This window comes from Kribbella sp. NPDC026596 (genome assembly GCF_040638415.1).
GTDB lineage: Bacteria > Actinomycetota > Actinomycetes > Propionibacteriales > Kribbellaceae > Kribbella.
Window position 1 is genome coordinate 95833 of the sequence record NZ_JBEZYF010000018.1, and the last position, 20510, is coordinate 116342.

General features: G+C 68.0%; 22 protein-coding genes. 8 read left to right on the forward strand and 14 right to left on the reverse strand.

What is annotated here, in order from left to right; all coding sequences use genetic code 11:
- Positions 1–530: 530 nt before the first annotated feature.
- The 3 genes from AB0E63_RS17540 to AB0E63_RS17550 all read right to left on the reverse strand — a co-directional run bounded on the left by AB0E63_RS17540 (position 531) and on the right by AB0E63_RS17550 (position 1972).
- A complete protein-coding gene (locus AB0E63_RS17540; protein ID WP_360366575.1) occupies positions 531–1145 on the reverse strand; it encodes an Hsp20/alpha crystallin family protein in 615 nt (204 codons plus the stop codon).
- A gap of 7 nt (positions 1146–1152) precedes the next feature.
- On the reverse strand, positions 1153–1461 hold the full coding sequence (locus tag AB0E63_RS17545; RefSeq protein ID WP_360366577.1) for a hypothetical protein: 309 nt from the start codon (positions 1459–1461) through the stop codon (positions 1153–1155).
- A 109-nt stretch (positions 1462–1570) separates the two neighbouring features.
- Positions 1571–1972, reverse strand: a complete 402-nt coding sequence (locus tag AB0E63_RS17550; protein WP_360366579.1) for a hypothetical protein — start codon at positions 1970–1972, stop codon at positions 1571–1573.
- A 236-nt stretch (positions 1973–2208) separates the two neighbouring features.
- Here AB0E63_RS17550 and AB0E63_RS17555 point away from each other — a divergent pair, with 236 nt between their 5' ends.
- Positions 2209–3084, forward strand: a complete 876-nt coding sequence (locus tag AB0E63_RS17555; RefSeq protein ID WP_360366581.1) for a tyrosine-type recombinase/integrase — start codon at positions 2209–2211, stop codon at positions 3082–3084.
- A gap of 515 nt (positions 3085–3599) precedes the next feature.
- On the opposite strand, the gene AB0E63_RS17560 is transcribed toward AB0E63_RS17555, so the two are convergent.
- Entirely contained in the window at positions 3600–4067 is a 468-nt protein-coding gene (locus tag AB0E63_RS17560) for a hypothetical protein (RefSeq protein WP_360366582.1), read from the reverse strand.
- A gap of 196 nt (positions 4068–4263) precedes the next feature.
- Positions 4264–4581: an antibiotic biosynthesis monooxygenase gene (locus AB0E63_RS17565; RefSeq protein WP_360366584.1), complete on the reverse strand. Its 318-nt coding sequence runs from the start codon at positions 4579–4581 to the stop codon at positions 4264–4266.
- Between the two features lie 125 nt (positions 4582–4706).
- Here AB0E63_RS17565 and AB0E63_RS17570 point away from each other — a divergent pair, with 125 nt between their 5' ends.
- Together AB0E63_RS17570 and AB0E63_RS17575 are read left to right on the forward strand one after the other, a co-directional pair.
- Positions 4707–5003, forward strand: coding sequence for a MarR family transcriptional regulator (locus AB0E63_RS17570; RefSeq protein ID WP_360366586.1), 297 nt, complete (start codon positions 4707–4709; stop codon positions 5001–5003).
- Positions 5004–5364: 361 nt separating this feature from the next.
- A complete protein-coding gene (locus tag AB0E63_RS17575; RefSeq protein WP_360366588.1) occupies positions 5365–5502 on the forward strand; it encodes a hypothetical protein in 138 nt (45 codons plus the stop codon).
- Positions 5503–5539: 37 nt separating this feature from the next.
- On the opposite strand, the gene AB0E63_RS17580 is transcribed toward AB0E63_RS17575, so the two are convergent.
- Complete coding sequence (locus tag AB0E63_RS17580) at positions 5540–5833, reverse strand: hypothetical protein (RefSeq protein ID WP_360366590.1); 294 nt, start codon at positions 5831–5833, stop codon at positions 5540–5542.
- Between the two features lie 217 nt (positions 5834–6050).
- On the opposite strand from AB0E63_RS17580, the gene AB0E63_RS17585 reads away from it, so the two are divergent.
- Complete coding sequence (locus AB0E63_RS17585; RefSeq protein WP_360366592.1) at positions 6051–6545, forward strand: Hsp20/alpha crystallin family protein; 495 nt, start codon at positions 6051–6053, stop codon at positions 6543–6545.
- Between the two features lie 637 nt (positions 6546–7182).
- On the opposite strand, the gene AB0E63_RS17590 is transcribed toward AB0E63_RS17585, so the two are convergent.
- From AB0E63_RS17590 to AB0E63_RS17605, 4 genes are all read right to left on the reverse strand, one after another.
- The gene (locus AB0E63_RS17590; RefSeq protein WP_360366594.1) at positions 7183–7476 is read right to left on the reverse strand and encodes a DUF1330 domain-containing protein; all 294 of its coding nucleotides are present in this window, start codon (positions 7474–7476) and stop codon (positions 7183–7185) included.
- A gap of 33 nt (positions 7477–7509) precedes the next feature.
- On the reverse strand, positions 7510–8898 hold the full coding sequence (locus tag AB0E63_RS17595; RefSeq protein WP_360366595.1) for an MFS transporter: 1389 nt from the start codon (positions 8896–8898) through the stop codon (positions 7510–7512).
- Between the two features lie 35 nt (positions 8899–8933).
- Positions 8934–9392, reverse strand: coding sequence for a MarR family transcriptional regulator (locus AB0E63_RS17600; RefSeq protein ID WP_360366597.1), 459 nt, complete (start codon positions 9390–9392; stop codon positions 8934–8936).
- A 111-nt stretch (positions 9393–9503) separates the two neighbouring features.
- Positions 9504–9977: a leucine zipper domain-containing protein gene (locus AB0E63_RS17605; protein ID WP_360366599.1), complete on the reverse strand. Its 474-nt coding sequence runs from the start codon at positions 9975–9977 to the stop codon at positions 9504–9506.
- A 600-nt stretch (positions 9978–10577) separates the two neighbouring features.
- Here AB0E63_RS17605 and AB0E63_RS17610 point away from each other — a divergent pair.
- Complete coding sequence (locus tag AB0E63_RS17610; RefSeq protein WP_360366601.1) at positions 10578–12578, forward strand: hypothetical protein; 2001 nt, start codon at positions 10578–10580, stop codon at positions 12576–12578.
- Between the two features lie 321 nt (positions 12579–12899).
- Here AB0E63_RS17610 and AB0E63_RS17615 read toward each other — a convergent pair whose 3' ends face one another.
- On the reverse strand, positions 12900–13469 hold the full coding sequence (locus AB0E63_RS17615; protein WP_360366603.1) for a TetR/AcrR family transcriptional regulator: 570 nt from the start codon (positions 13467–13469) through the stop codon (positions 12900–12902).
- Between AB0E63_RS17615 and AB0E63_RS17620 the strand changes: the two genes are divergently transcribed.
- On the forward strand, positions 13426–14406 hold the full coding sequence (locus tag AB0E63_RS17620; RefSeq protein WP_360366605.1) for a deoxyribonuclease IV: 981 nt from the start codon (positions 13426–13428) through the stop codon (positions 14404–14406). The two genes, AB0E63_RS17615 and AB0E63_RS17620, sit on opposite strands and share 44 nt — an antisense overlap.
- On the opposite strand, the gene AB0E63_RS17625 is transcribed toward AB0E63_RS17620, so the two are convergent.
- Positions 14349–14726: a hypothetical protein gene (locus AB0E63_RS17625; protein WP_360366607.1), complete on the reverse strand. Its 378-nt coding sequence runs from the start codon at positions 14724–14726 to the stop codon at positions 14349–14351. The genes AB0E63_RS17620 and AB0E63_RS17625 overlap by 58 nt on opposite strands.
- A 223-nt stretch (positions 14727–14949) precedes the next feature.
- Here AB0E63_RS17625 and AB0E63_RS17630 point away from each other — a divergent pair, with 223 nt between their 5' ends.
- Together AB0E63_RS17630 and AB0E63_RS17635 are read left to right on the forward strand one after the other, a co-directional pair.
- A complete protein-coding gene (locus tag AB0E63_RS17630) occupies positions 14950–15906 on the forward strand; it encodes a DUF5937 family protein (protein ID WP_360366609.1) in 957 nt (318 codons plus the stop codon).
- Between the two features lie 83 nt (positions 15907–15989).
- Positions 15990–18545, forward strand: a complete 2556-nt coding sequence (locus tag AB0E63_RS17635) for a glycosyl hydrolase (protein WP_360366611.1) — start codon at positions 15990–15992, stop codon at positions 18543–18545.
- Here the strand turns inward: AB0E63_RS17635 and AB0E63_RS17640 are convergent.
- The gene (locus tag AB0E63_RS17640) at positions 18542–19549 is read right to left on the reverse strand and encodes a LacI family DNA-binding transcriptional regulator (protein WP_360366613.1); all 1008 of its coding nucleotides are present in this window, start codon (positions 19547–19549) and stop codon (positions 18542–18544) included. The two genes, AB0E63_RS17635 and AB0E63_RS17640, sit on opposite strands and share 4 nt — an antisense overlap.
- A 23-nt stretch (positions 19550–19572) precedes the next feature.
- Entirely contained in the window at positions 19573–20475 is a 903-nt protein-coding gene (locus tag AB0E63_RS17645) for a hypothetical protein (RefSeq protein ID WP_360366614.1), read from the reverse strand.
- Positions 20476–20510 lie beyond the last annotated feature (35 nt).

The window sequence follows — 20510 nt, forward strand, 5'->3', positions numbered from 1 at the left end:
CCACACAACGCTTCGACCGAGACCCGCATCAACCGGATGCTGATCATCGCCCGCTACCGGGCATGGAGCCAAGCCCGGCATTAGCGACTAACAGCCACCGCACCCCTTATGGAGCGCCGCTCGAAGCATGCGTGCTGCAACGTAGCGTTGATAGCGGTGGGCGACCATCGAGCGCTGAAAGGAGTCCGGCGATGACTTGGCGGTTGGTGCCGATGACGCGGCATTCGCGCTGATGTACCGGCGCGCCGAGAACTTGCTGCAAGGGGCTGTCGCGAGTCGAGCAGAGCGCGGCGGCGGAAGCGGGCCCGGAGCTGTTGCCGACGGCGCTGACAGGCGGCGAGGCGCTGGGCGCGTTGCAACGGGCAGGAGAGGTACTGCGAGATGCGCTGGACGCGTTCAGCGTGCCGCCGGCCGACCCAGGCCAAAGCACCCGGCTGCGGGTGTTCGCGGAAGGGCGGAAGCGGATGCCCCTGCGGGTCGGTGCGAGCACAATCATGGCTACTGCATCCCGAAGTCGATGCGTTTTCGGCTCATCCGCCGTTGGGTGGCGGGTCGCTGGCTGAGTCGCCTCCCGTCGGTTCGGTCGCATCTGTCGATGACGCTGCTGGTGGCGTGTCCGTGATCTCGATGCGGCGGCCTTTGGCGGCTTGGGCCTTGGGTGCGTGGACGGTGAGGACGCCGTTTGTCAGTGTGGCCTGGATTGTGTCGCCGTCGACGGCGCCGGGCAGGGTGATGGTGTGGTCGAATGGGCCGGTACGGCGGGCCTGCTGGTGCACGATGCCGGTCCGTTCTCGGTCTTTGACCTCGCCGTGCAGGGTGAGTTGGCGGTCGTTCCACTTGAGGGTGAGGGTGTCGCGTGGCACGCCGGGCAGGTCGATCTCGACCAGGTAGGCGTCGTCGGTCTCCTCGATGTCGACCGGGGACCGCCACGAGCGCAAGTCGACGTCCTCGGCCAGGTTGCGCATCATCTGGTTCATCCGCCGGTAGATGTCTTCGAGGTGGGCGAACGGTTCGCTCGGCAGCCAGCGCATCGGTGGACCCGGCCGGTCCTGTCCGCCGGTCTCGTCGTGGTTCTGCTGGGAGGGCTGGTCGGGTTGGTCGGCCCGGTTGCTGTGGCCTCGGATTGGGTGGAGCGGTCGCGCCATGGTGGTGTCACCTCTTCGGCTGGTCTTCGGAGCCGCCGGTTCCGGACGCGAGGTCTGCCCGGGTCGGCGGTTTGGCCGGCGGCTGGCCGGGAAAGTCATGATGTTGTGGTGAGGGGTGTTGTGGTCTGCGGACCCGTGCGGCGGGGATCCAGACCAGGCGCCCGTAGCAGGCGATCAGGACTTGTGCGCCGCGGCGGCCGCCGCCGCGGACGGCGTGCGCCTTGGCGGTAAGCCACCGGCCACCGATCAAAACCTGCACGGGCGCAGGTGCGGTCGGTACGACCCGATGCCCGTTGGGTCGGCTGATGTCCGCCACCGCGACGTCTCCCTCGCCATTGGAGTCGGGGCCTTGTGTGGGCCGTGGCCGTCCGATCAGCGCTCTCCCCGGACCGACACTGCCGGCTGCGCCACGGACACGAGCCCGCTCAATGACGCTGCCGGCGGTCGCGGACGACCCGGCGCAGCTGGGTTACCCGCGCGGTGCCGACCACCATGGCAACGATGCCGACGCCGACGCCGGCGATCAGCAGGGCCAGTGCCAGCGGCACGGACCCGTCCATCCACAGGAAGCTGACCTCGACGCGGCCGGTGTTTTGCAGCATGAACACGATCAGCACCACGAGCGTGAGCACGGCGGCGCAGATCCCGACCCAGGTGGCACCCGTGCGGGTGCGGGGCACCGGACCCGGCGCGGGCGCCGGTGCCGCTGCTGGCTCGGTCGAGGCTGCGGGCGTGGGGATCGTTGCGGGTGTTGGATCCGTGGCGGCCGTGTCAGCAGGATCCGCCGGGGTCTTCGGTGATTTCCGGGTGCGGTGCAAGACGGCCATGGCGTCTTCCTTGCGGGGAGCCGGTGTGGCTGGCACCTCAGGAGTGGAGTGTCGTCGTTCCGGACACCGCTATCCTACGCCGGTTCAGAGAATATGGATTCTCTAATATGATCGCTGTTGTGAGTTCAGAGAACACAACCCCGCCATCGGTTGAACCACCCACAACCGGTTCAGAGAGCAAGGCGCCCGGGCGGCGGGGTCGCAGACCAACTTCGCTGCCGACGACGCTGGTGGCGGTGCTCGACCAGTACGCCGGCGAGCTCGCCCGGGCGGACCTGACCGCACAGGCCCGGCGCACCTACCTGTCCAGGGTGCGGATGTACCTGGCCTGGCTGGCCGATGCCGCCGTCGACGGTGACCCGCTCACCGACCCGGCTGCGGCCACCTGGGCCGCCCGCGACTACAAGACCTACCTGTACGGCACGCTGAAGCGGGCGCCGGCAACCGTGAACGGCGCGCTCGCGGCCGTATCGGATCTGGCGATCCGCCGCGGCCTCGGCAGGCTCGACGGCGACCAGGTCGCCCGCATCGACCTCCCCGCCCGGCGGGCCCCCAGGGCGCTGGTCGGTCACGACGACCTGCGCTGGCAGCGAGCCGCCCAGTCCGCGCCGCCGCGGGAACGCGCGGTGGCGGCGATGATGCGCCTGGCCGGCACCCGGATCGCCGAGACCGTCGGCCTGGACCTGAACGACCTGCCCACCACCCAGCGGCGCCGCCGCTTGCGGATCCGCGGCAAGGGCCGCAAACAACGCAGCGTACCGGTCCACACCGAGGTCGGCACCGCACTCGATGCCTGGCTCGCCGAGCGTCACAGCTGGCCCGGCAGCGACACCACCCCCGCGGTGTTCCTCAACCGGTTCGGTGGCCGACTGTCCGCGCGTGCCGCCGACACGATCATCGCTCGCATCGCGCGCGCCGCCGGCCTGGCCGACCAGGTCACGCCACACGTGCTACGACACTCCTTCGGCACCGACCTGGTCCGCGCCGGCACCGACCTGGTCACCGTCGCCGAACTCCTCGGCCACGCCTCACTCGACTCGACCCGGGTCTACACCCTGCCCACCGAGGACGACCTCGACGCCGCCGTCGCCCGACTCACCGTCGACCGCTGACCACCTGACCCCGCCAGCGCACTGCTTGTCGGTTCGGGCCTGCTTCGGGAGACCGATTGGCGCCAACCTGCTGGACGGTCAGCGGATTGTGACCCAGCGGGAGTCTGGTGCCGCCGATCCTTGTGGCGAGGTGCGCCCGGCGACACTGACGTACGAGGTCTACCCTGATAAGTGGTCGACCGAGGAAGGTGATCGCCGTGTTGGCACGGTCGCCACGGATCCGCCTTTCGGGGCACGGTGCGCGCCTCCGGCTGCGGCAGCGTGGCCGGTGGGAGCAGGATCCGCTAGATGCTGTGCGCGAGTGCTGTCGAGCATCGATGGCGATTGACAAGGCGCTTGGTGAGGCCCTCCACGAGGCTCGTGCGCAAGGCGTCTCATGGCGGGAGGTAGGCCAAGCGCTCGGGGTCGCCGAGAGGGCCGACACCGGGCAAAACGTTGTCGATGCTCTCGCTGAAGCCAAGCGCCAGGTCTGGCGTCGGTTCTGGCCGTAGCGAACCGATTCTCTGGCGGGTGGTTCAGGCTGGGACAGCCTGGGCGGTGTTGAGCTGGGTCATGAGTTCCCGGTTCGCGGCGCGGGCTGCGGCTAGCTCGTCGGTGCGTTCTTCGAGCTGACGGCGCAGTTCGACTATCTGCTGGTGTGAGTCGGCGAGCGACTGCTGCAGGGTGCGGACATCGTCTGGTGCGCCAAGCCCACCGGCCGGGAACGCCGCCTCGCCTATGGCCTCCGATGGCCGAAGCTCCAGCGATTGGATCCGCTCCTGAAGGCGTGTGTTGTGACCGCGCATGCTGAGTATGTCTGCTCGCAGCGACGCGACACTGGCGGCAGAGTTGGTGGGAACCGGCTCGGCTGGATGCCGTGCGGCGGCTACGGCGGCCGCATGCAGGTCGGGGTGGCGGTGGATGAAGTTGCGGTGCACCCGCGCAGCCCGGGCAACAGACGAGACCGACACTGCGGCGCCGTCGGCGCGCGGCTGCGCGATCACGTTGTGAGCCTGAAGCCGGCGCCGGGTGGTGTCGCCCCCAAGGAAACGACCTGGTAGAGCAGCAGCTGGAACAGATGGGGTTGGTGCGGCAGATGACGGTGACCTCGACGTCAGCATGTCGCAGCGCCTTGGCGGCGGACAGGCGGAACGGCGCGAGCCCCGCCGCGATGCGCGGCGGGGCTCGTTACCTGGACGGTTAGTGGGTGATCGGCGCCGGCTCGCGATGGCCGGTGTCGATGGCGAGGTCACCGACGTAGTTGTCGCGCAGGGCGAAACGGTCCCGACTGTTGGCCTTCACCCAGTCCGCGGCCTTTGCGGTGGCTGCGTCAGCCTGCGCCCGGGTTTCCCAGGTGCTGATGGAGACGAAAGCGTTCTTGGCGATCTGGGCAACTTCGTAGGACACGAAGCCCTTGCTGTCCTTGAACAAGGGAACCATCCCGGACTTCGCCTGGCTGACTACCTCGTCGAAGGTGCCGGTCTTGATGTCATAGAGAGCGACGCGCGTGCAGCGCATGGTGTGCCTTCCTGTGGTGGAGCGGCTTGCGTAACCCGCAGACCAGTTCCGCAACTGAACCTACGCTAGTATTTCAATACTAGCAATAGAGTTCCTAGATCTGATTATCCGGTATGCTCTGTGTCATGGCTTGGGGCTTCCTGACGAACCACGCGCAGGCGCTGCTGTGCATCGCGCACGACCCGGGCGTGCGGCTGCGGGAGATCGCGAGCACGCTCGGCATCACCGAGCGCGCGGCGTTCGGTATCGTCACCGATCTGGTGGAAGCCGGATACGTGGTCAAGGACAAGAACGGCCGCCGTAACCGGTACGGAGTCCAGGTCGACAAACCCTTGCCAGAGGCTCTGCTGCGACAGCGAACGGTCGGTCAACTGGTGGAGCTCCTCGCCCGCACCGAACTGGGCACCCGCGACCACGCCTGAGCTCACTGACTTGCCGCCATGCGGGAGCGTCAGGGACGGCTCGGCGGTCTGTGGCCGCGTGTTCCCGCGCGTAGGTACCTGAACGTCAGGCCGCGGGAGTCGAACGCAGACGCGCTCGCGACGCTCAACATGCAACTGCCGGCGACGGCCGTGCTAGACCGTCAGGGGCAGGGCACCGTGGTCGACGACCATGAGCATGGGCTGCTGCGAGAGCAGGGCACCAGAGGTGGCAGCGCTGCGCAACCTCCGTTCGGCAACCACGTGGCTCGGCGCGGATCCGGCGCCGATCCCCGCCGCGGACCGCTGTTCGGCAGAGATGTCGACTGGTTCGACCTCTGGCACCCGACAGTCAGGAATCTGTTTGCGGGACGCGCAGACGGGCATCACCCTGCACATCAGCGGCACCAACCCCGTGTACGGCGCCTTGCTGGTCGAGGTGACCTCAATCGAGGCGCTACCCCTCGACGGCGCTCCCTTCCAGACGCGGCTTCAACTCTGACTGACAGGTTAGCCACATCCGACGGCCGGCGTAGGCCCTACCCCCGGCTCGGCAGATAGCCTTCGTCGCCCTTGACCTGCACCGCCTCGCCAGTGACAAAGGCCCAGTAGCCGGGTCCGAACGTCTGGATGATCTGCTCACCGGCGAGAATGTGCAGCGCCCCACCGAGCCCGACCATGTATCGCAGTTCGCCCAGCCCTACGACGATATGGAAGGTCACGCGGCGCCCGTCGATCGTGGTTACGTCCAACGTCCCAGCGACCTGAACATCTGTGGGCGGTTCATCCGACTCCCGGATGCCGTCGTGGTCTCGGACGACGTGCCTGAACATACCTGCAGCGTGACACAGCTAAGGGTTCGGGTCACCACTGAGAAGCACAGCCAGCCCACTCGACCAACCTCCTCGGGCGGGTCTCGCCGTTCCTGACATCCGAGGCCGAGAGACATGAATGCGGAGTCCCAGGAGGACTATCATGTCCCGAGAGAGACAGCGTCGCCCGAGGCGGTTTGTGGTCCCCGAGCCGACACCTCACGAGGAGGGGCCTGCGATGTCCGTGTTCAGGTTTGAGCCGTTCCGTGACCCTGCCCGGGAGCTCGACCGGCTCATGTCGATGGCCGTAAGCGGGACGCGCGGCCCCCTCGGGATGCCGCTGGACGTCTACCGCGGCGAGGACGGCAGCTACCACGTCGAGGCCGACCTGCCCGGCGTCGATCCTGACAGCATCGAGGTGACCGTCGACTCCGGCGCCTTGACGATCCAGGCCGAGCGCACCCCGCCCTACCGCGATAGCCAGCAGGTCATTGTCGCCGAGCGATCCCAGGGGTCGTTCGCCCGGCAACTCTCCCTCGGCGAGGGCGTGGACTCGCAGAACCTCACCGCCGACTACGCCGACGGTGTCCTGCACGTGACCATCCCGGCGTCGCCGCGGAGTCAGCCACGCCGGGTCGAGATCACCCATGCGACCGGCGGCAGCCGCACCATCTCGCGGAGCGCCGTCGAACAGGGTGACGCGTCCGCCGGTAGCACGGGCGAGGCCGGCTGAAGGCGCGGCGGCCCGGAGGTTTCAACAACAGGGTGCACCGATTGCGCATGCCCGCGCCGGAATTGTCCGCAGGCGACTCGAGCTGGGCTCAGCCTGGTTGGCGGCGGTTCCGCGGAGCCGTGGCCAGGCGCCGCTCAGAGCACGCAGCCGCGCCGTGTCGAGCGGCTGAGTGGCCTTCAGACCCTGGCGAGGGGCGGTTGCCCAGGACTGCGCGCGTTCGTACTCCCGGCCGGTGATGAACTCCGCCGGCAGCGCGCCGTACCCGAGGTCCGCCGCGGCCCGATCGGCGACTTCTCTTGGACGCGAGCGGCCCAGGCTCGACGAGTGGCGCGAGGAAGGGTGACAGCATGAAGACCACGTAGTGGCTAAAGCCGGACCGCGGACAGCACCCAGACTGCGAGACCGATCCAGTACAGGGCGACGTTCGGCACACCAAGGAATTGAATCGAGAGCCAGCTCCTTCTCTGCACTAAGGCAAAACGAGCTGTTGCGCCTAGGTGAGCGGTGCAGCGATGGGGGCTCCCCCGGGAACATGGGCATCATGTTCCTACGAGCCTGACGCAACGTCACGATCGTTAACTGTCTGTCCTCAAGATTCCCGACAGAGTCCTTCAGTGAAGATCCGACTGGACCTCGGTCAGTCGATGCCTTCGACGATGCGGAAGTCGCGCTCGACGCCGTCGGAGAGGGCGACCAGTGCCTCCTGGTAGGCCGCACTCTCGCGCGCCGCGACGGCCTGCTCGAAGCTGTCGAACTCGACCAGGATGGTGCGTTCGGCGATTCCGGCGTCGTGGGCGACGACCCGACCGCCACGGATGAGGGTCCGCCCGCCAAAGGCCTGGACGGCCGGACGGGCCAGCTTGTTGTAGGCAGCCAGCTTCTCAGGGTCTGAAATGGTGCGGTAGACGCTGACCCAGTAGCCCTTGGGCATGGAACCTCCAGTATTGGGATGAGTGCATCTGACTTACGGGTTGGTTTCGGACGAGCGTCGGCGGGCGAGAGCGAGGCTTGTCAGCGTCGTGATCGCCATGGCGCCGATGCCGACCAGCGCCGCGGTCGTGTAGGCGCTGTCGTCGGGGAAGAGGTGGCCGGGGCCGGTGCCCGCGGCGAGGATCAGGCCGCCAATGGCGCTGCCCAGGGAGTACCCGACGCTGCGGACGACGTAGTTGAAGCTCATGGCGCTCGACGTCTCGCTCTTGGGGGTGACGGCCAGGATGACGCCGGGCATCGCGGCCGAGAAGCCGCCGACGCCGAAGCCGAGCACGCCCATCGCCGCGAACAGTTCGGCCAGGTCCGACCGGGCCGCCGCGAACAAGGCGAACCCGCCGCCGACCACGACGGCGCTGCCGGCCAGGAGCAGGGGGTCGGCGACCCGCGTCCGGACCCGCGGCGTGAGCTTGCCGGCGACGAACCCCAGCACCGAGAACGGGATGAGGACCAGCCCGGCGACGAAGGTCGTCAGCCCAAAGCCGTAGCCGGCGCCGTGCGGCGTCTGCGCGTACCGGGTGATGAGCGTGAGCAGGAGGTACATGCCGATCCCGCCGACGAACATGGCGAGGTTCGCCCCGGCGACCGCCGGGTGCCGCACCGCCCGCACATCGACCAGGGGCGTCGTGCTGCGCAGCTCGATGACGGCCCAGACGCAGAGCAGCACCACCGCGACGACGGCGAGGCCCGCCGCCACGGCGAGGTGCCGGCTCCACAGATTCCGTTCGCCGGCGAGGAACAGCACCAGGAGCAGCGCAGCGGCCAGGACGACCGCGCCTGCCACGTCCACGTGGGCGGAGCGGCCTTCGGGGGCTTCGGGCATGGAGCGCCACGCGGTCAGGAGGGCGGCGGCGGTGACGACCAGGCCGAGGCCGTAGGCGGCCCGTACCCCGCCGAGGTCGGCGAGCAGTGCGGCCAGCGGGTAGCCGACGCCGGCCCCGATGATCGAGACCACCGAGATCAGGGCGATCACGGCCGCGCTGCGCTCCTCGGGAAGGTGGTCCCGGGCCACGCCCATCATCAGCGCCGTCAGCCCGAGCCCGACGCCCTGGGCCGCCCTGCCGGCCAGCAGCCACGCGAACGGCAGCGGCAGCACGGTGAGCGCGCTGCCGGCGACAACGACCGCCAGCGTGGCGAGGATCGTGGCCCGCCGGTGCGGGCTGGCTCCGAGCCGGCCCAGGACCGGCGTGGCGACGGCGCCGCTGAGCAGCGCGACGGTCAGCGTCCACTGCGCGCTGCCGAGCGAGACGTGGAACGAGGTCGCCACGCTGGTGATGAGCGGCGTCCCGAGGCTGGCGACCGCCGCCACGACCAGAGCGATGAACATCAGGGCGGGGACCAACAGCCGCGCCTCGGAACGCGCCACCGGGAACGCCTTCACCCCGCCAACCGGCTGCCCGGTCAATGCTTCGGCCCTTCGCGGTCCTGGCTTTCGAGCTCTGCCAGATGCTTCAGCGCCGGAAGGGCCGCCACCAGCGCCTCGACCTCGTCGCCGGTGAGCTCGCCGATCAACCGCTCGAACGCGTGGACGCCCGCCTGGCGCCGCGTCCGGACATAGGAGGCGCCGGCCTCGGTCAGGCACACCAGCGTGACCCGCTTGTCGGACGCGTCGCCCCACCGCTCGACCAGGCCGGACTCCTCCATCACCCGGACCAGGGCGGTCATCGCGGGCTGGGTGACGCCCTCGACCGTGGCCAGATCGGTGATGCGCCGCGGGCCGGTCCGGTCCAGGGTGGCCAGGGTGGCGGCGGACGTCAGGCTCATGTCCCGGGGCAGGCGTCTCGCGGCCCTGGTGGCCAGGCCGTAGAGGGCTGCCCCGATGGTGGCGGACGCGCCAGGAGCGGTGCCTTGACGACTCATGCTCGAAGCATAACACTTTTATATTCATAGTTTATGGAAATGGTCGACTGGCGCGGGCGCGCGCTGGCCACCACAGCCCCCACAACGTGTTGAACGGCTGTGTTCGGGCCTTCAGCGCTGCCGCGGGTGACGCGCGCCGAGCAGATCGCTCGTGCGGTTCTGGGACTGCCAGCACTCGTTCGGCAACTCCGCGGCGAACCGCAGGTACGACGATCGCGGCCGCTTCCCGGGGTCGGGGACGACGGCACCGGCCCGGGTCAGGATCCGGTGAATCGTGGCCCGCGACAGCGTCGTGGCGTGGTGGTGCAGTAGGTGCCAGCCGATGGTGTTCGCGCCGGCGTCCAGGCCGGCCTCGGCCAGCTGTTTGCGCAGCGCCAGTACCCGCTCCACCGTGGCCGGCGGGGTGGCGCGTGGCGAGGTCTTCGGCCGCCGGCTGCGCGGCTCGAACGCCGCCTCGCCCTCGGCCCGGTAGCGGGCCAGCAGCTCGTACACCCACGACCGCGCCACGCCGTACTCGGCGACCACCTGCGCCACCGACCGCTTCTCCACCGTGATCGCGGTGATCACCACCCGGGCCTTCGACATGCCCGAGCATCAACAAACCTGTCTCCGATGTCTTGAGACACCAGTCCGCTATGTCCTGAGACACCCGTCCGGGATGTGTTGAGCCACAACACCACGGGGCCTACCGTCAGGAAGTGGCGTGGCCTCCACGGTCAGGTCGGTGGCAGGGGATCGACCTGCAGTAGCGCGTCGGAGATTGGGCCAGGCCCAGCAGATCAGAGCTCGCCGCAGGCATTGACGTTGAAGTTGAGCTGCTTGGGACGGCGATCGGCAAGTTCGGGGCCGAGGCGCAGGCGGGAGACGCTGCGGACCTTCGGCTGGTCCTCGGAGTGATGGATTGACGGTGCGCTTCGCGGGAAGGGCGGACCTCCTGGCGGCTTGGTGGCCACGACGTCGTCGGAAGAAGTCGGCTGGCTGACGACGGCTGTTGTTGATTGTCGGGAGTTGTTCGAAAGGGGTCCCGAGTTCTTGCGCTTGGTTGTGAGACGGGGCTCCAATGGCTGGTGAAGCTCTGGCGAGCGGGCGCCTCGGGGGGAGTCTGTCGAGCATTGCGAGACCCTGCATGCCTTGGTGCTCGCTCGTCACTGCAGTGGCAAGCGACCGCCAGCAGGGAGGGAACCCATGAGGTTCAGGCTTCAGACCACGCGCTACCGCGTCATTGGTCTGGCGACATCGACACTACTCATCGCGGCGACGGGTATGGCAGCGCCGGCGGCCTCGTCGGCCGCGACAGCGGACGGGGGCACCCGTGCGATTCCCAGCGGCGGCACCACGAGCATCCAGACCCGTCCCCTGGGAGTGGACGGACTCCAGCAGCCCGAACTGCGGCCCGGCGGCCGGGAAGAGGAAGAAGGCGGCGAGGCCGGTGAGTTCACCAGGCCGCGCCCGGGGTTCAAGAACGGCAAGTTCCCGAAGAAGCCGCTCGACGCGCCGGTCGTCCCGTCCAGTGCGGTGACCGGCTCCAATCCAGACCTTCTGGCGAGCGTGAACGGCCTGACCCACCGCGACCAGCGGCTGGCCAACGGCGGGAACCAGTTCTCGCTCGAGCCACCGGACCAGGCGCTGTGCGTCGGCAACGGCTTCACCGTCGAAGCGGTCAACAGCGTGATCCGGGTGCGGAGCGCCGCGAACGGCGCCGCACTGACCGGCGTCCAGGACCTCAACACGTTCTTCGGCTACCCGGCAGCGATCAACCGCGCGACCGGCGTGATCGGGCCGCAGGTGATCGACCCGATCTGCCTGTACGACCCGGACCACCAACGGTTCATGGTCGCCCTCACCACCTTGGGCAGCGAGCCGAACGGTGATTTCACCGGCAAGAACACGATCGACGTCGCCGTCTCGAACACCGGCGACCCACGCGGCGTGTGGACGATCTACCACGTCCCGGCGCAGAACGACGGGACCGACGGTACGCCGGACCACGGTTGCACCACCGACGGCGTCGAGCACGGCCCCTGCTTCCAGGACTACCCGCATATCGGCCAGGACGCCAACGGCGTCTACATCTCGACCAACGAGTACGACCTGTTCGGGCCGAACTTCAACGCCGCGCAGATCTTCGCGTTCTCGAAGGCGCAGCTCGCCACTCACCCGGCCAGCGTCAACGTGACCCTGATCGAGAACACCTCCGTCGACGGCTCACCGGGCTTCACCGTCTGGCCGGCCAACTCCCCGGCGGGCGAGTACTCCAGCGAGCGCAACGGCACGGAGTACGCGCTGAGCACGATCGCCGGTGACGGCAGCGAGACCGGCAATCCGACCGGGACCGCACGGCGGCTGGGGATCTGGGCGATCACCAACACCGCGTCGCTGAACACAGCCGCGCCAAACCTCGGAATCACCAGCAGGCTGACGAACAGCCAGACCTACGTGTTCCCGCCGAAGTCGGACCAGAAGGTCGGTGACATCCCGCTCGGTGAGTGCGTCAACGACACAACGATGCCGACCCCATTCGGCCCGGGCTGCTGGCAGGTCTTCTTCCTCCCGGCGGACGAACCGGCGCACGACGAGGTCGAGTCCACGCCGGACTCGCTGGACTCCCGGATGCAGCAGACCTGGTACGTCAACGGGACGCTCTGGGGCTCCTCCGGGACCGCGGTCCGGGTCAACGGTGAGCTCAAGGCGGGCATCGCCTGGTTCGCGGTCAGCCCGAAGATCAACGGCGCCGGCAAGATCGAGGGCACGGTGAAGAAGCAGGGCTACATCGCTCTGGCGAACAACAACCTCACCATGCCGGCCATCGCCTTCACCCCGAGCGGCCAGGGCGCGATCGCGTTCACCGTGATGGGCGAGACGTTCTTCCCGAGTGCCGGCTACGTTCGGATCACGGAGAGCGGGTCGGTGGGGCCGATCCACCTCGCCGCGACGGGGCTCGGGCCGGCGGACGGCTTCACGTCGTACAAGGCGTTCGTCGGTGATCCGCCGCGGACGCGCTGGGGCGACTATGGGGCCGCGGTGACCGACGGTACGTCGATCTGGCTCGCCTCGGAGTACATCGGCCAAACGTGCACGCTGGCGGAGTACTTCCCGTCGCCGACGCTCGCCAACTTCGGCAGCTGCGGCGGCACCCGCACGAGCCTGGGCAACTGGTTCACCCGGCTGACCAAGCTCAGCCAGTGACCTGATCGGCTGTCGGTGGACCCGGACGCACCGCTCCGGGTCCACCGGCAGCCCACGAGACCGACGACCTGCCAGTCCCCGTACGGCGCTGAGTGTGAGCGCCATGTCGTCCGGCAAGAAGGTGTGGCCGACGGTGTAGGAGATGAGCCGCACGGCAAGGAAAGCCAACGAAGTGCACGCGTAGAAGGGTGCAACGGTTGCGTCGAGCAACTCTGCGCGAGCCTCGCTGGTGTGGAAGATCCAGCGGATGACCCGGACTGTCACCAGTGCGACCAGACGGACTGAAGCCGGGCATGCCGGACCGCGGGCCTCGGCGTCGAGTCAGGCGTCTTGGACGGCGCCGTCAAGGATCCGGCTCAAATGTTCAGGATCGCTGCCGGCCTTCGCCAAGACGTTGGCGCCGATTACCACTGCTAGTAAGGCGCTTGCCAGGTCGGTGGGGGTGCGGCGGGAGGTGATCTCGCCGGTGGTTTGGGCGCGTTCGATGGCGGAGCGGAAGGCTTCTTCCGTTTGGGCGAAGAGGTCCTTGGCTACCTCGGCGACGGCTTGGTCGGAGTTGCCTAGTTCGGCGACCGAGTTGACGATTAGGCAGCCGAGTTGGTGCTCGCCTACGCCCGCGAGTGTTTGCATTGCGTCTCGGAGCCTGGGGAGTACTGGTCCCGGGCCTTCGAGGCCGTCGGCGAGCTCGGCTGCGCGTTGGGCGCTGTAGCGGCGCATCGCGAGGGCGAACAGGTGGTGCTTGCTTTTGAAGGTGTTGTAGAGGCTGCCTTTGCCGATGCCGAGCTCGTCGACCAGGTTCTGTGGGGTGGTCGCGGCGAAGCCTTGCCGCCAGAAGACTGTTACCGCTTTGTCGACGACTTTGTCCGCATCGAACTTCATCGGCCGGGCCATGCTCGTCACGCTACGAATTCTGTACCCTGAAGTCAATAATCGACGGTGGAGGACAGGGATGACGCTCATCGGGTCGCATGTCGCGGTGGCTGGTGGCCTGGTGAAGAGCGGGTTGGGCGAGGCGATCGCGGTTGGGGCTGAGATCATTCAGGTGTTTGCGGGGAATGCACGGAGTTGGGCGCCGCGGGCGGCTGATCCGGCCGGGGATGATGCGTTTCGGGCGGCCTGCGCGGATCGGGGGATCCCCGTCGTGGTGCACGCGCCTCATTTGATCAACCTCTGCTCACCGTCGGAGCTGGTGCTGAGTCGATCGCTGGCCGCTCTCGAGGTCACGATGAAGCGGGCGGAGGCGATCGGGGCCACTGCGGTGGTCGTACATGCCGGGGCGTTGGTGGCCAAGGGGCGTCGCGCAAAGGTGTTGGGCGGCTTGCGTGATCTCGTCGTACCGATTGTTGACCGCGCTCAGGCGCGATTGCTGATCGAGCCCACCGCCGGTGCCGGTGAGGCTGGCGCGTCGACTATCGATACCAGTATCGAGTACATGCTCGCTCTGAACGACGCTCGCATCGGACTGTGCCTGGATACCTGCCACCTTCATGCTGCCGGCGAGGACATGACCGACGCGCTCGCGATCGCGCGGGCGGTCGACAAGGTGTCCGCGGCTCTCGGCGCGGACCGGATCGGACTGATCCATGTCAACGACAGCCGCGATCCGGTGGGTTCTCGCCGCGACCGGCATGAATCGATCGGGCTCGGCGCGATCGGTTTGGCCGGAGCCGAGGCGCTGGTCTCGGTGCCCGCGCTGCGCGGAGTTCCGCTGCTGGTTGAGACCCCGACGCATAGCCGAGACGTCGCGCTCCTCAAAGAACTGCGGGCCGTTCAGACCTCTGAACGCTCCGACAGTTCGGTGGCTATCTCGAGGAGGGCGTCGTGGTAGGCCTGGGTGGTTAGGTCGTTGTAGGTGGCGGGGTGGAGCCAGAAGCCGGGGCGGTTGGCTCGGATTCGTTGTATTTGGCGTAGGGCGGCTGGGCTGTGGACGGCTTTGACTCGCCAGTTGGTGAGTTGGTGAGTCTGGACTGCTACTGCCACGTAGCGGGCGGATCCGCGGCCTCGGCCGACTACCTCGACGGTTTCCCAGCCCATCCCGCCGAAGCCGTCGGGGACGTAGAGCTTCGTGCCGGCGGAGAAGATCTTCAGACCGTGGCGGGTTTCGGCGCCGCCAGGTCCGTACGGGCGTTCGGCGGCGACGTTGGCCACGATGCACCAGACGGCGGGCGACTCTTGCGCCGTGTCAGCGGGCGACTCTTGCTGCTATGACAGCGGGCGACTCATCCGCCATGTCCGCGGGCGACTCTTCCGGCATGTCAATCGGCCCTGGCGACGGCCAGGGCGGTTTCAGCTCCCGTCACCTGAGGCAGCCTAGCGACCGCGAGGGAGAGGGACGATTTAGGATCTGGCTTCATTGGCGGAGGGTTGAGGTGTGCTGACTTACGAGCTGGACTCGCGGGATCTGGAGGGGGTTCGGTTTGCGGTTTCGCCGGTGGCGGAGATGGTTTTGTCGTTGCGGGCGTTGCGGGATCCTGGGCGGTTTCCGTTGCAGTTGGCGTGGGTGCGGGCGGTGCAGCCGCAGGTGGACGACCTCGATTGGTCGGTGTTGCGGTGGTTGGTGAACGACACGATGGGGAGTCCGGACTTTCTGACACCGCGGCCCACCTCGCCGTTGACGCAGATCGCTGATGAGCTCGAGATCATCGCAGGGGTGGATCGGGGGACGTTCGAGCGGCAGTTCGCAGCGGTTAACAAGGAGCTTCCCGACGAGTTGGCCGGTGCGGATGGTGTGACCAGGGTTGTCGATGCGCTCCGTGAGTACTGGGAGGCGGTGATGGCGCCGTACTGGGATCGGATGCGGACGATTCTCTCGGCTGACATCAGTTATCGCGGGCATGTGCTGACGCAGCACGGGACCGGGGCGATGCTGAACGGACTCGGGCCGGCGATCACGTACGACGACGGGTTGCTGAAGGTCGATCGGGTGAGTGATCCGAGCCGGACGGAGCAGGTCGACGGGCGTGGGCTGGTGCTGCAGCCGACGTTGTTCGGGCCGCATGCGGTGATCCCGTTCGACATCGGCGCGGAGCCGCTGCTGGGTTATCCGCCGCGCGGGCAGGCGCACCTGTGGTCCGTCGTGGAACCGCCGTCACAAAGGGATCTGGCCCAGTTGATCGGTACGCCGCGCGCCCACATCCTCGCCCTGCTCACGCATCCCCGGACCACGACCGACCTGGCCGCCGAGCTGAAGGTGACGCCGTCGGCCGTGAGTCAGCACCTGCAACTACTTCGTCGTACCGGACTGGTCGAACCGCAACGCACCGGCAAGCAGGTGCTCTACAAGCCGACCGAACTGGCCGCCCTGCTCACCGGATCCGACCCCGACTGAGCTGTTGACACCCTCCGGGCGTGAGGTGATAGTTCCGATACAAATCGATTTGCATGCCTGAAACAAGTGCATGGGAGCCCGCCATGAGACGCACCCTCGCGATCGCCCTAGGAGTTCTCCTCCTCTGCCTCGGAACCATCACCCCCGCGCAGGCCGCGGTCCTGACGCTCACCCCCATCACCCGCGGCAACGTCTTCACCGACGGTCAGGCGGTGAAGTTCGGCCTGAACACCGACGCGGCCTCGGTTACCTGGTCGGCCGCCGACGTCAACGGCACCGTGGTCGCCAGCGGCAGCCAAGCCGCCGCGACCACTCTGCAGGTCACCGTCACCACCCGCGGCTGGTACAAGCTGACGGTCCAAGCCGGCACGACCACGGCTCAGACCACGTTCGCCATCCTCAGCCCAGTCAGTACGTCGGCAGTCGCCGGCCTCAGCACGTCCCGGGTCGGCGACTTCGAGGCCGCCACCGAAGGCTGGACCTTCTACCCAGGCAGCGAATTCCCCGGTGCGACCGGCGGTTTCGCGCTCGACACCACCGACAACCACAGCGGCACCGGCTCAGGGAAGCTGACCGGCAACTTCAGCGCAGGCGGCGCGTACGTCAGCGTCAATCGGCCGCTGCCATCCGTCAACGCGACCAGCGTGAGCTTCTGGGCCAAGACTGCGAACCTGTCGTTCCTCACGTTCCGCCTGACCGACTCCACCGGCCAGGTCCACCAGCAACGGCTGACGTTGTCGGGGGCAACTGATTGGCAACCGTTGACGGTGACCCGCTTCGACGGCGGGAAACAGTACTCGCACTTCGGCGGGGTCAACGACGGCGTCTGGCATGGTCCGGCGAAGGCGGTCGAGGTGATCCTCGACAAGGGCGCCATACCGGGCGCGACGAGCGGCAGCGTCAACCTCGACGACTTCACCGTCAATGCGCCGGCGACGAAGCCGACCACTCCGCTCGGCGACTACGAGAGCGCGGCGGAGGGCTGGACCTTCTACCCAGGCAGCGAATTCCCCGGCGCCACCGGCAGTCTCGCGCTCGACACCGTCAGCCCACAGGCCGGCGCCCAATCGGCCAAGGTCGCCGCGAACTTCTCTGGCGGCGGCAACTACGTCGCGATCCAGCGGACCTTCACGCCCGTCAACCTGAACGCCCTGAGCCTTTGGGTGAAGACAACAGGATTGTCGGCAATCGGACTACGACTGACAGACTCCACCGGTCAGGTCCACCAGCAGCGGCTGACGCTGTCCGGATCGAGCGCCTGGCAGCAGCTCACCGTCACCCGCTTCGACGGCGGCACCGGCTATCTCCACTTCGGCGGCGCCGACGACGGCATTTGGCACGGCCCGGCGAAGGCCATCATGCTGACCCTCGATCACAGCCTGATCATCGGCGGCGGTACGACGGCCACCGTCAACATCGACACGGTCACGGCGACCACGTCCGGATCGATGATCGGCGCAGGCACCCACTTCGGCGGATCGTGGAGCACGGACCTGGTGCCCGTACTCGCGCAGTCCGGAGCACGCGGTGGCCGAGACGAGGCGTACTGGTCGAGCGCCGAGACGACACCCGGCACGTACGCGTTCCCCGCAAAGGTCACCAACTACCTGCAGGCCTATCAAACCAACGGCATCGACCCACTGCTCGTCGCCGACTACGGCAACTGTCTCTACGACTGCCCCGATCAGCTCTTCAACGCGCCGTACACCGACGCCGGCCGGACCGCGTTCGCCAACTACGCCAACGCGCTCGCCAACCAGTACCCGCAGGTCCACAACCTGGCGGTCTGGAACGAGTGGGACGTCAACGCCGCCGGCCCGGCGAACAAGACCCCCGACAGCTACCTGGCGTTGCTCAAGGCAACTTATACGAAACTGAAAGCCACCCACCCGGATCTCACCATCGTCGGCGGCGGTGACACCGACGTGACCCAGCAGGCCTGGTTCCAGACGTTCTGCCAGCTGGGCGGACTGAAGTACCTCGACGTGGTTTCCATCCACCCGTACAACTTCCTGCACGCACCCGAAAGCCTCGGCGCCGCGATCGACCAGGTTCGAGCAACGATCCGGCAGTACAACGGCGGCGTGGACAAACCGATTTGGATCACCGAGAGCGGCTGGTTCACCGGGACGGCCACAGCCTCTGTCGACGAGCCGACACAGGCGATGTACCAAGCCCGTGCCCAACTCGGCATCCAAGGCCACGGCGTCGACCGTTACTACGTCTACGACTTCATGAACGACGGCATCGACCCAGCCGCGCAGGAGAACAACTTCGGCCTCGTGCACAACCCGGCCGACGCCCTCGGTGCCTACACGCCCAAACCGTCGTACGTCGCCTATGCCACAGCCGCCCGGCAACTCCGAGGCGCGACGTTCCTGGGCAAGGAGTTCCCGGGCAACGGGCTGATCGACCAGGTATTCGCCGCGAACGACGGCACACCGTTCCGGGCGATCTGGGCAGCGAGCGGCGCCAACACGACCGTGACAGTGAACGCGACCGGTCCGATCACGGTCACCAGCCAGTACGGGTTGTCCAACACGTTGACCCCGAACGCGAGCGGCCAGGTCACGGTGACGGTCGGCGTCTGGCCGACGTACATCGCCGGCTCGACCGTCACGTCGGTCACCGCACCCTAGGCGGAATCCCGCGGTACGACGGAAGGCGAGAACAGAATGTGTTGCGGCCGGCTGGAGGCGCCGTCCTCCAGTCGGTCGAGCAACACCTGTCCGACCGCGCGACCCTGTTCCCGCGGATCGCCGGAGACCGTCGTCAGCGACGGCGAGATCATCGCGGCGGCCTCGATGTCATCGAAGCCCATCACCGCGATGTCGTCCGGAACCCGCAGGGCGCGCTCCCGGGCAGCATCGAGCGCGCCGATCGCGACCACGTCGTTCGTGCACAACACAGCGCGCGGCGGCTTCGTCAACTGCAGCAATGCATGCAGCCCCTGCAGTCCGCCGGCCCGCGAGAACTCGCCACGGACGACGAGCTCGCGGCTGAACCGGATGCCAGCTTCCGACAACGCGTGCCGATACCCCTTGACCCGATCAGCCGGCGGGCCGTAACCGGACGGCCCGGTGATGAACCCGATCCGGCGGTAGCCGCGACCTATCAGGTAGCGGGTCGCGATCTCCCCCGCGGCCAGGTCGTCCGACGACAGGACATCGATCCCGGGCTCGGCCCTTCGGCCGCCCATCAACGCCACCGGGATCCCCGCCGCGACGGCGGCCTCGACGTCGCTCGCCTTGCTGTAGTAGCCGGCGAAGACGATCGCGTCGACGCTTCTGGTCACCATCTGCGTCACCGCGGCGCGCTCGGCCGCGGACTCCCCCTCGGTGTTGCCGATCAGCACCTGGTACCCGGGCTCGCTGACCACGTCGAGCAGACCGCGCGCGACCGCAGGATAGAACGGGTTGGTGATGTCCGGGACGATCAGCGCGATCGTGTGGGTCCGGCGCATCCGCAGGCTCCGGGCGACCTGGTGCGGCTCCCAGCCGAGCTCGTTCATCACGGCCCGCACCCGCGCCTGCGTCGCCTCCGACACCGGTCGCCGCCCCGAAATCACGTGCGAGACCGTCGTCGGGCTGACCCCCGCCCGAGCGGCGACATCCGAGATGTCGACCCGCTTCCCAGTCCCCACCCCGTCACGATAGCCGCTGGTACTCACGGATTCGGCTTGTTCCCGTTGGCGGCGGCCGTCGGCTTCCCGTCGGCGCTCACCGTCGGGGCAGGCGCGTCCGGAGCCTCATACGCCGTGCCGATGTCGGCCGCGTCCTCCTCCGCCTTCCGGCGTACCCACCACATGCGTGCCAGCTTGGCGGATCCCAGGATCGCGGCGATCACGAGCGCCGTCGCCACGCCGGCGACGTCGAGCAACCCCCACGCCCGCTGGTACCACGCCGGCTGCTTCTCGACGTCGACCTCGATCACCCGCGCGAACGTACGGCTGCTGAGCGGCAGGTCGTTCAGCTCCACCACCAGAGTCAGCCGGAGAGTCTGCACACCATCGGCCTGCGGTGTCACCCGCCAGGCCCACTCGGTCACCCCGTCGATGAGCTGGAGCTTGTCGCTGAGCGGCTGGACGTCGAGCCCCGAACCCCGGAGCTCCGCCCGCATGTAGGTCCCGACAGGAAGGGGCTCGATGGTGACCGGAGCCGTGCCGGGCAGTGTTCGCAACGACGGAGACACGGTCGCGGTGCCGCGCTGGACCCGCACGGTGACCTCGAAGTCGTCCTGCACCCGCGCCTGAGCCGGCGGGTTGTAGGCGACCAGGCCTTCCTCGAGCTCCCGCTTCGCGGCCTGCTCGTACCGCTCGCGCGAGGTAGGTTCACGACTCGTCGGCGGACCGGTCGGCCGTGACGTGGGCGTCCCACTGGGCGGCCCGGTGGGAGCCGACGTCGCCGCCGGCTGGGACGTCGTCGGAGTGCCGACCGGCGGACCGGAGTCGCCCGGGTCGGATCCGTTCAGCGCGACAACAGCCACCGCCAGCACAGCCAGAAGCGCCACTGCGACTGCGATCAGCACGCCAAGCCTCGTACCCCCGTGAGCCCGATCGACCTTCCCCATCACTGCTCACCTTTCCCTGTACTCACGGTAGCCGT

What these genes read in the sequence shown, in the direction of transcription:
- AB0E63_RS17540 (WP_360366575.1), bottom strand. Translation starts at nt 1,145, where the DNA reads ATGGCGCGACCGCTCCACCCAATCCGAGGCCACAGCAACCGGGCCGAC.
- AB0E63_RS17550 (WP_360366579.1), bottom strand. Translation starts at nt 1,972, where the DNA reads ATGGCCGTCTTGCACCGCACCCGGAAATCACCGAAGACCCCGGCGGAT.
- AB0E63_RS17645 (WP_360366614.1), bottom strand. Translation starts at nt 20,475, where the DNA reads ATGGGGAAGGTCGATCGGGCTCACGGGGGTACGAGGCTTGGCGTGCTG.
- AB0E63_RS17635 (WP_360366611.1), top strand. Translation starts at nt 15,990, where the DNA reads ATGAGACGCACCCTCGCGATCGCCCTAGGAGTTCTCCTCCTCTGCCTC.
- AB0E63_RS17580 (WP_360366590.1), bottom strand. Translation starts at nt 5,833, where the DNA reads ATGTTCAGGCACGTCGTCCGAGACCACGACGGCATCCGGGAGTCGGAT.
- AB0E63_RS17585 (WP_360366592.1), top strand. Translation starts at nt 6,051, where the DNA reads ATGTCCGTGTTCAGGTTTGAGCCGTTCCGTGACCCTGCCCGGGAGCTC.
- AB0E63_RS17605 (WP_360366599.1), bottom strand. Translation starts at nt 9,977, where the DNA reads ATGTCGAAGGCCCGGGTGGTGATCACCGCGATCACGGTGGAGAAGCGG.
- AB0E63_RS17615 (WP_360366603.1), bottom strand. Translation starts at nt 13,469, where the DNA reads ATGGCCCGGCCGATGAAGTTCGATGCGGACAAAGTCGTCGACAAAGCG.
- AB0E63_RS17565 (WP_360366584.1), bottom strand. Translation starts at nt 4,581, where the DNA reads ATGCGCTGCACGCGCGTCGCTCTCTATGACATCAAGACCGGCACCTTC.
- AB0E63_RS17600 (WP_360366597.1), bottom strand. Translation starts at nt 9,392, where the DNA reads ATGAGTCGTCAAGGCACCGCTCCTGGCGCGTCCGCCACCATCGGGGCA.
- AB0E63_RS17610 (WP_360366601.1), top strand. Translation starts at nt 10,578, where the DNA reads ATGAGGTTCAGGCTTCAGACCACGCGCTACCGCGTCATTGGTCTGGCG.
- AB0E63_RS17590 (WP_360366594.1), bottom strand. Translation starts at nt 7,476, where the DNA reads ATGCCCAAGGGCTACTGGGTCAGCGTCTACCGCACCATTTCAGACCCT.
- AB0E63_RS17570 (WP_360366586.1), top strand. Translation starts at nt 4,707, where the DNA reads ATGGCTTGGGGCTTCCTGACGAACCACGCGCAGGCGCTGCTGTGCATC.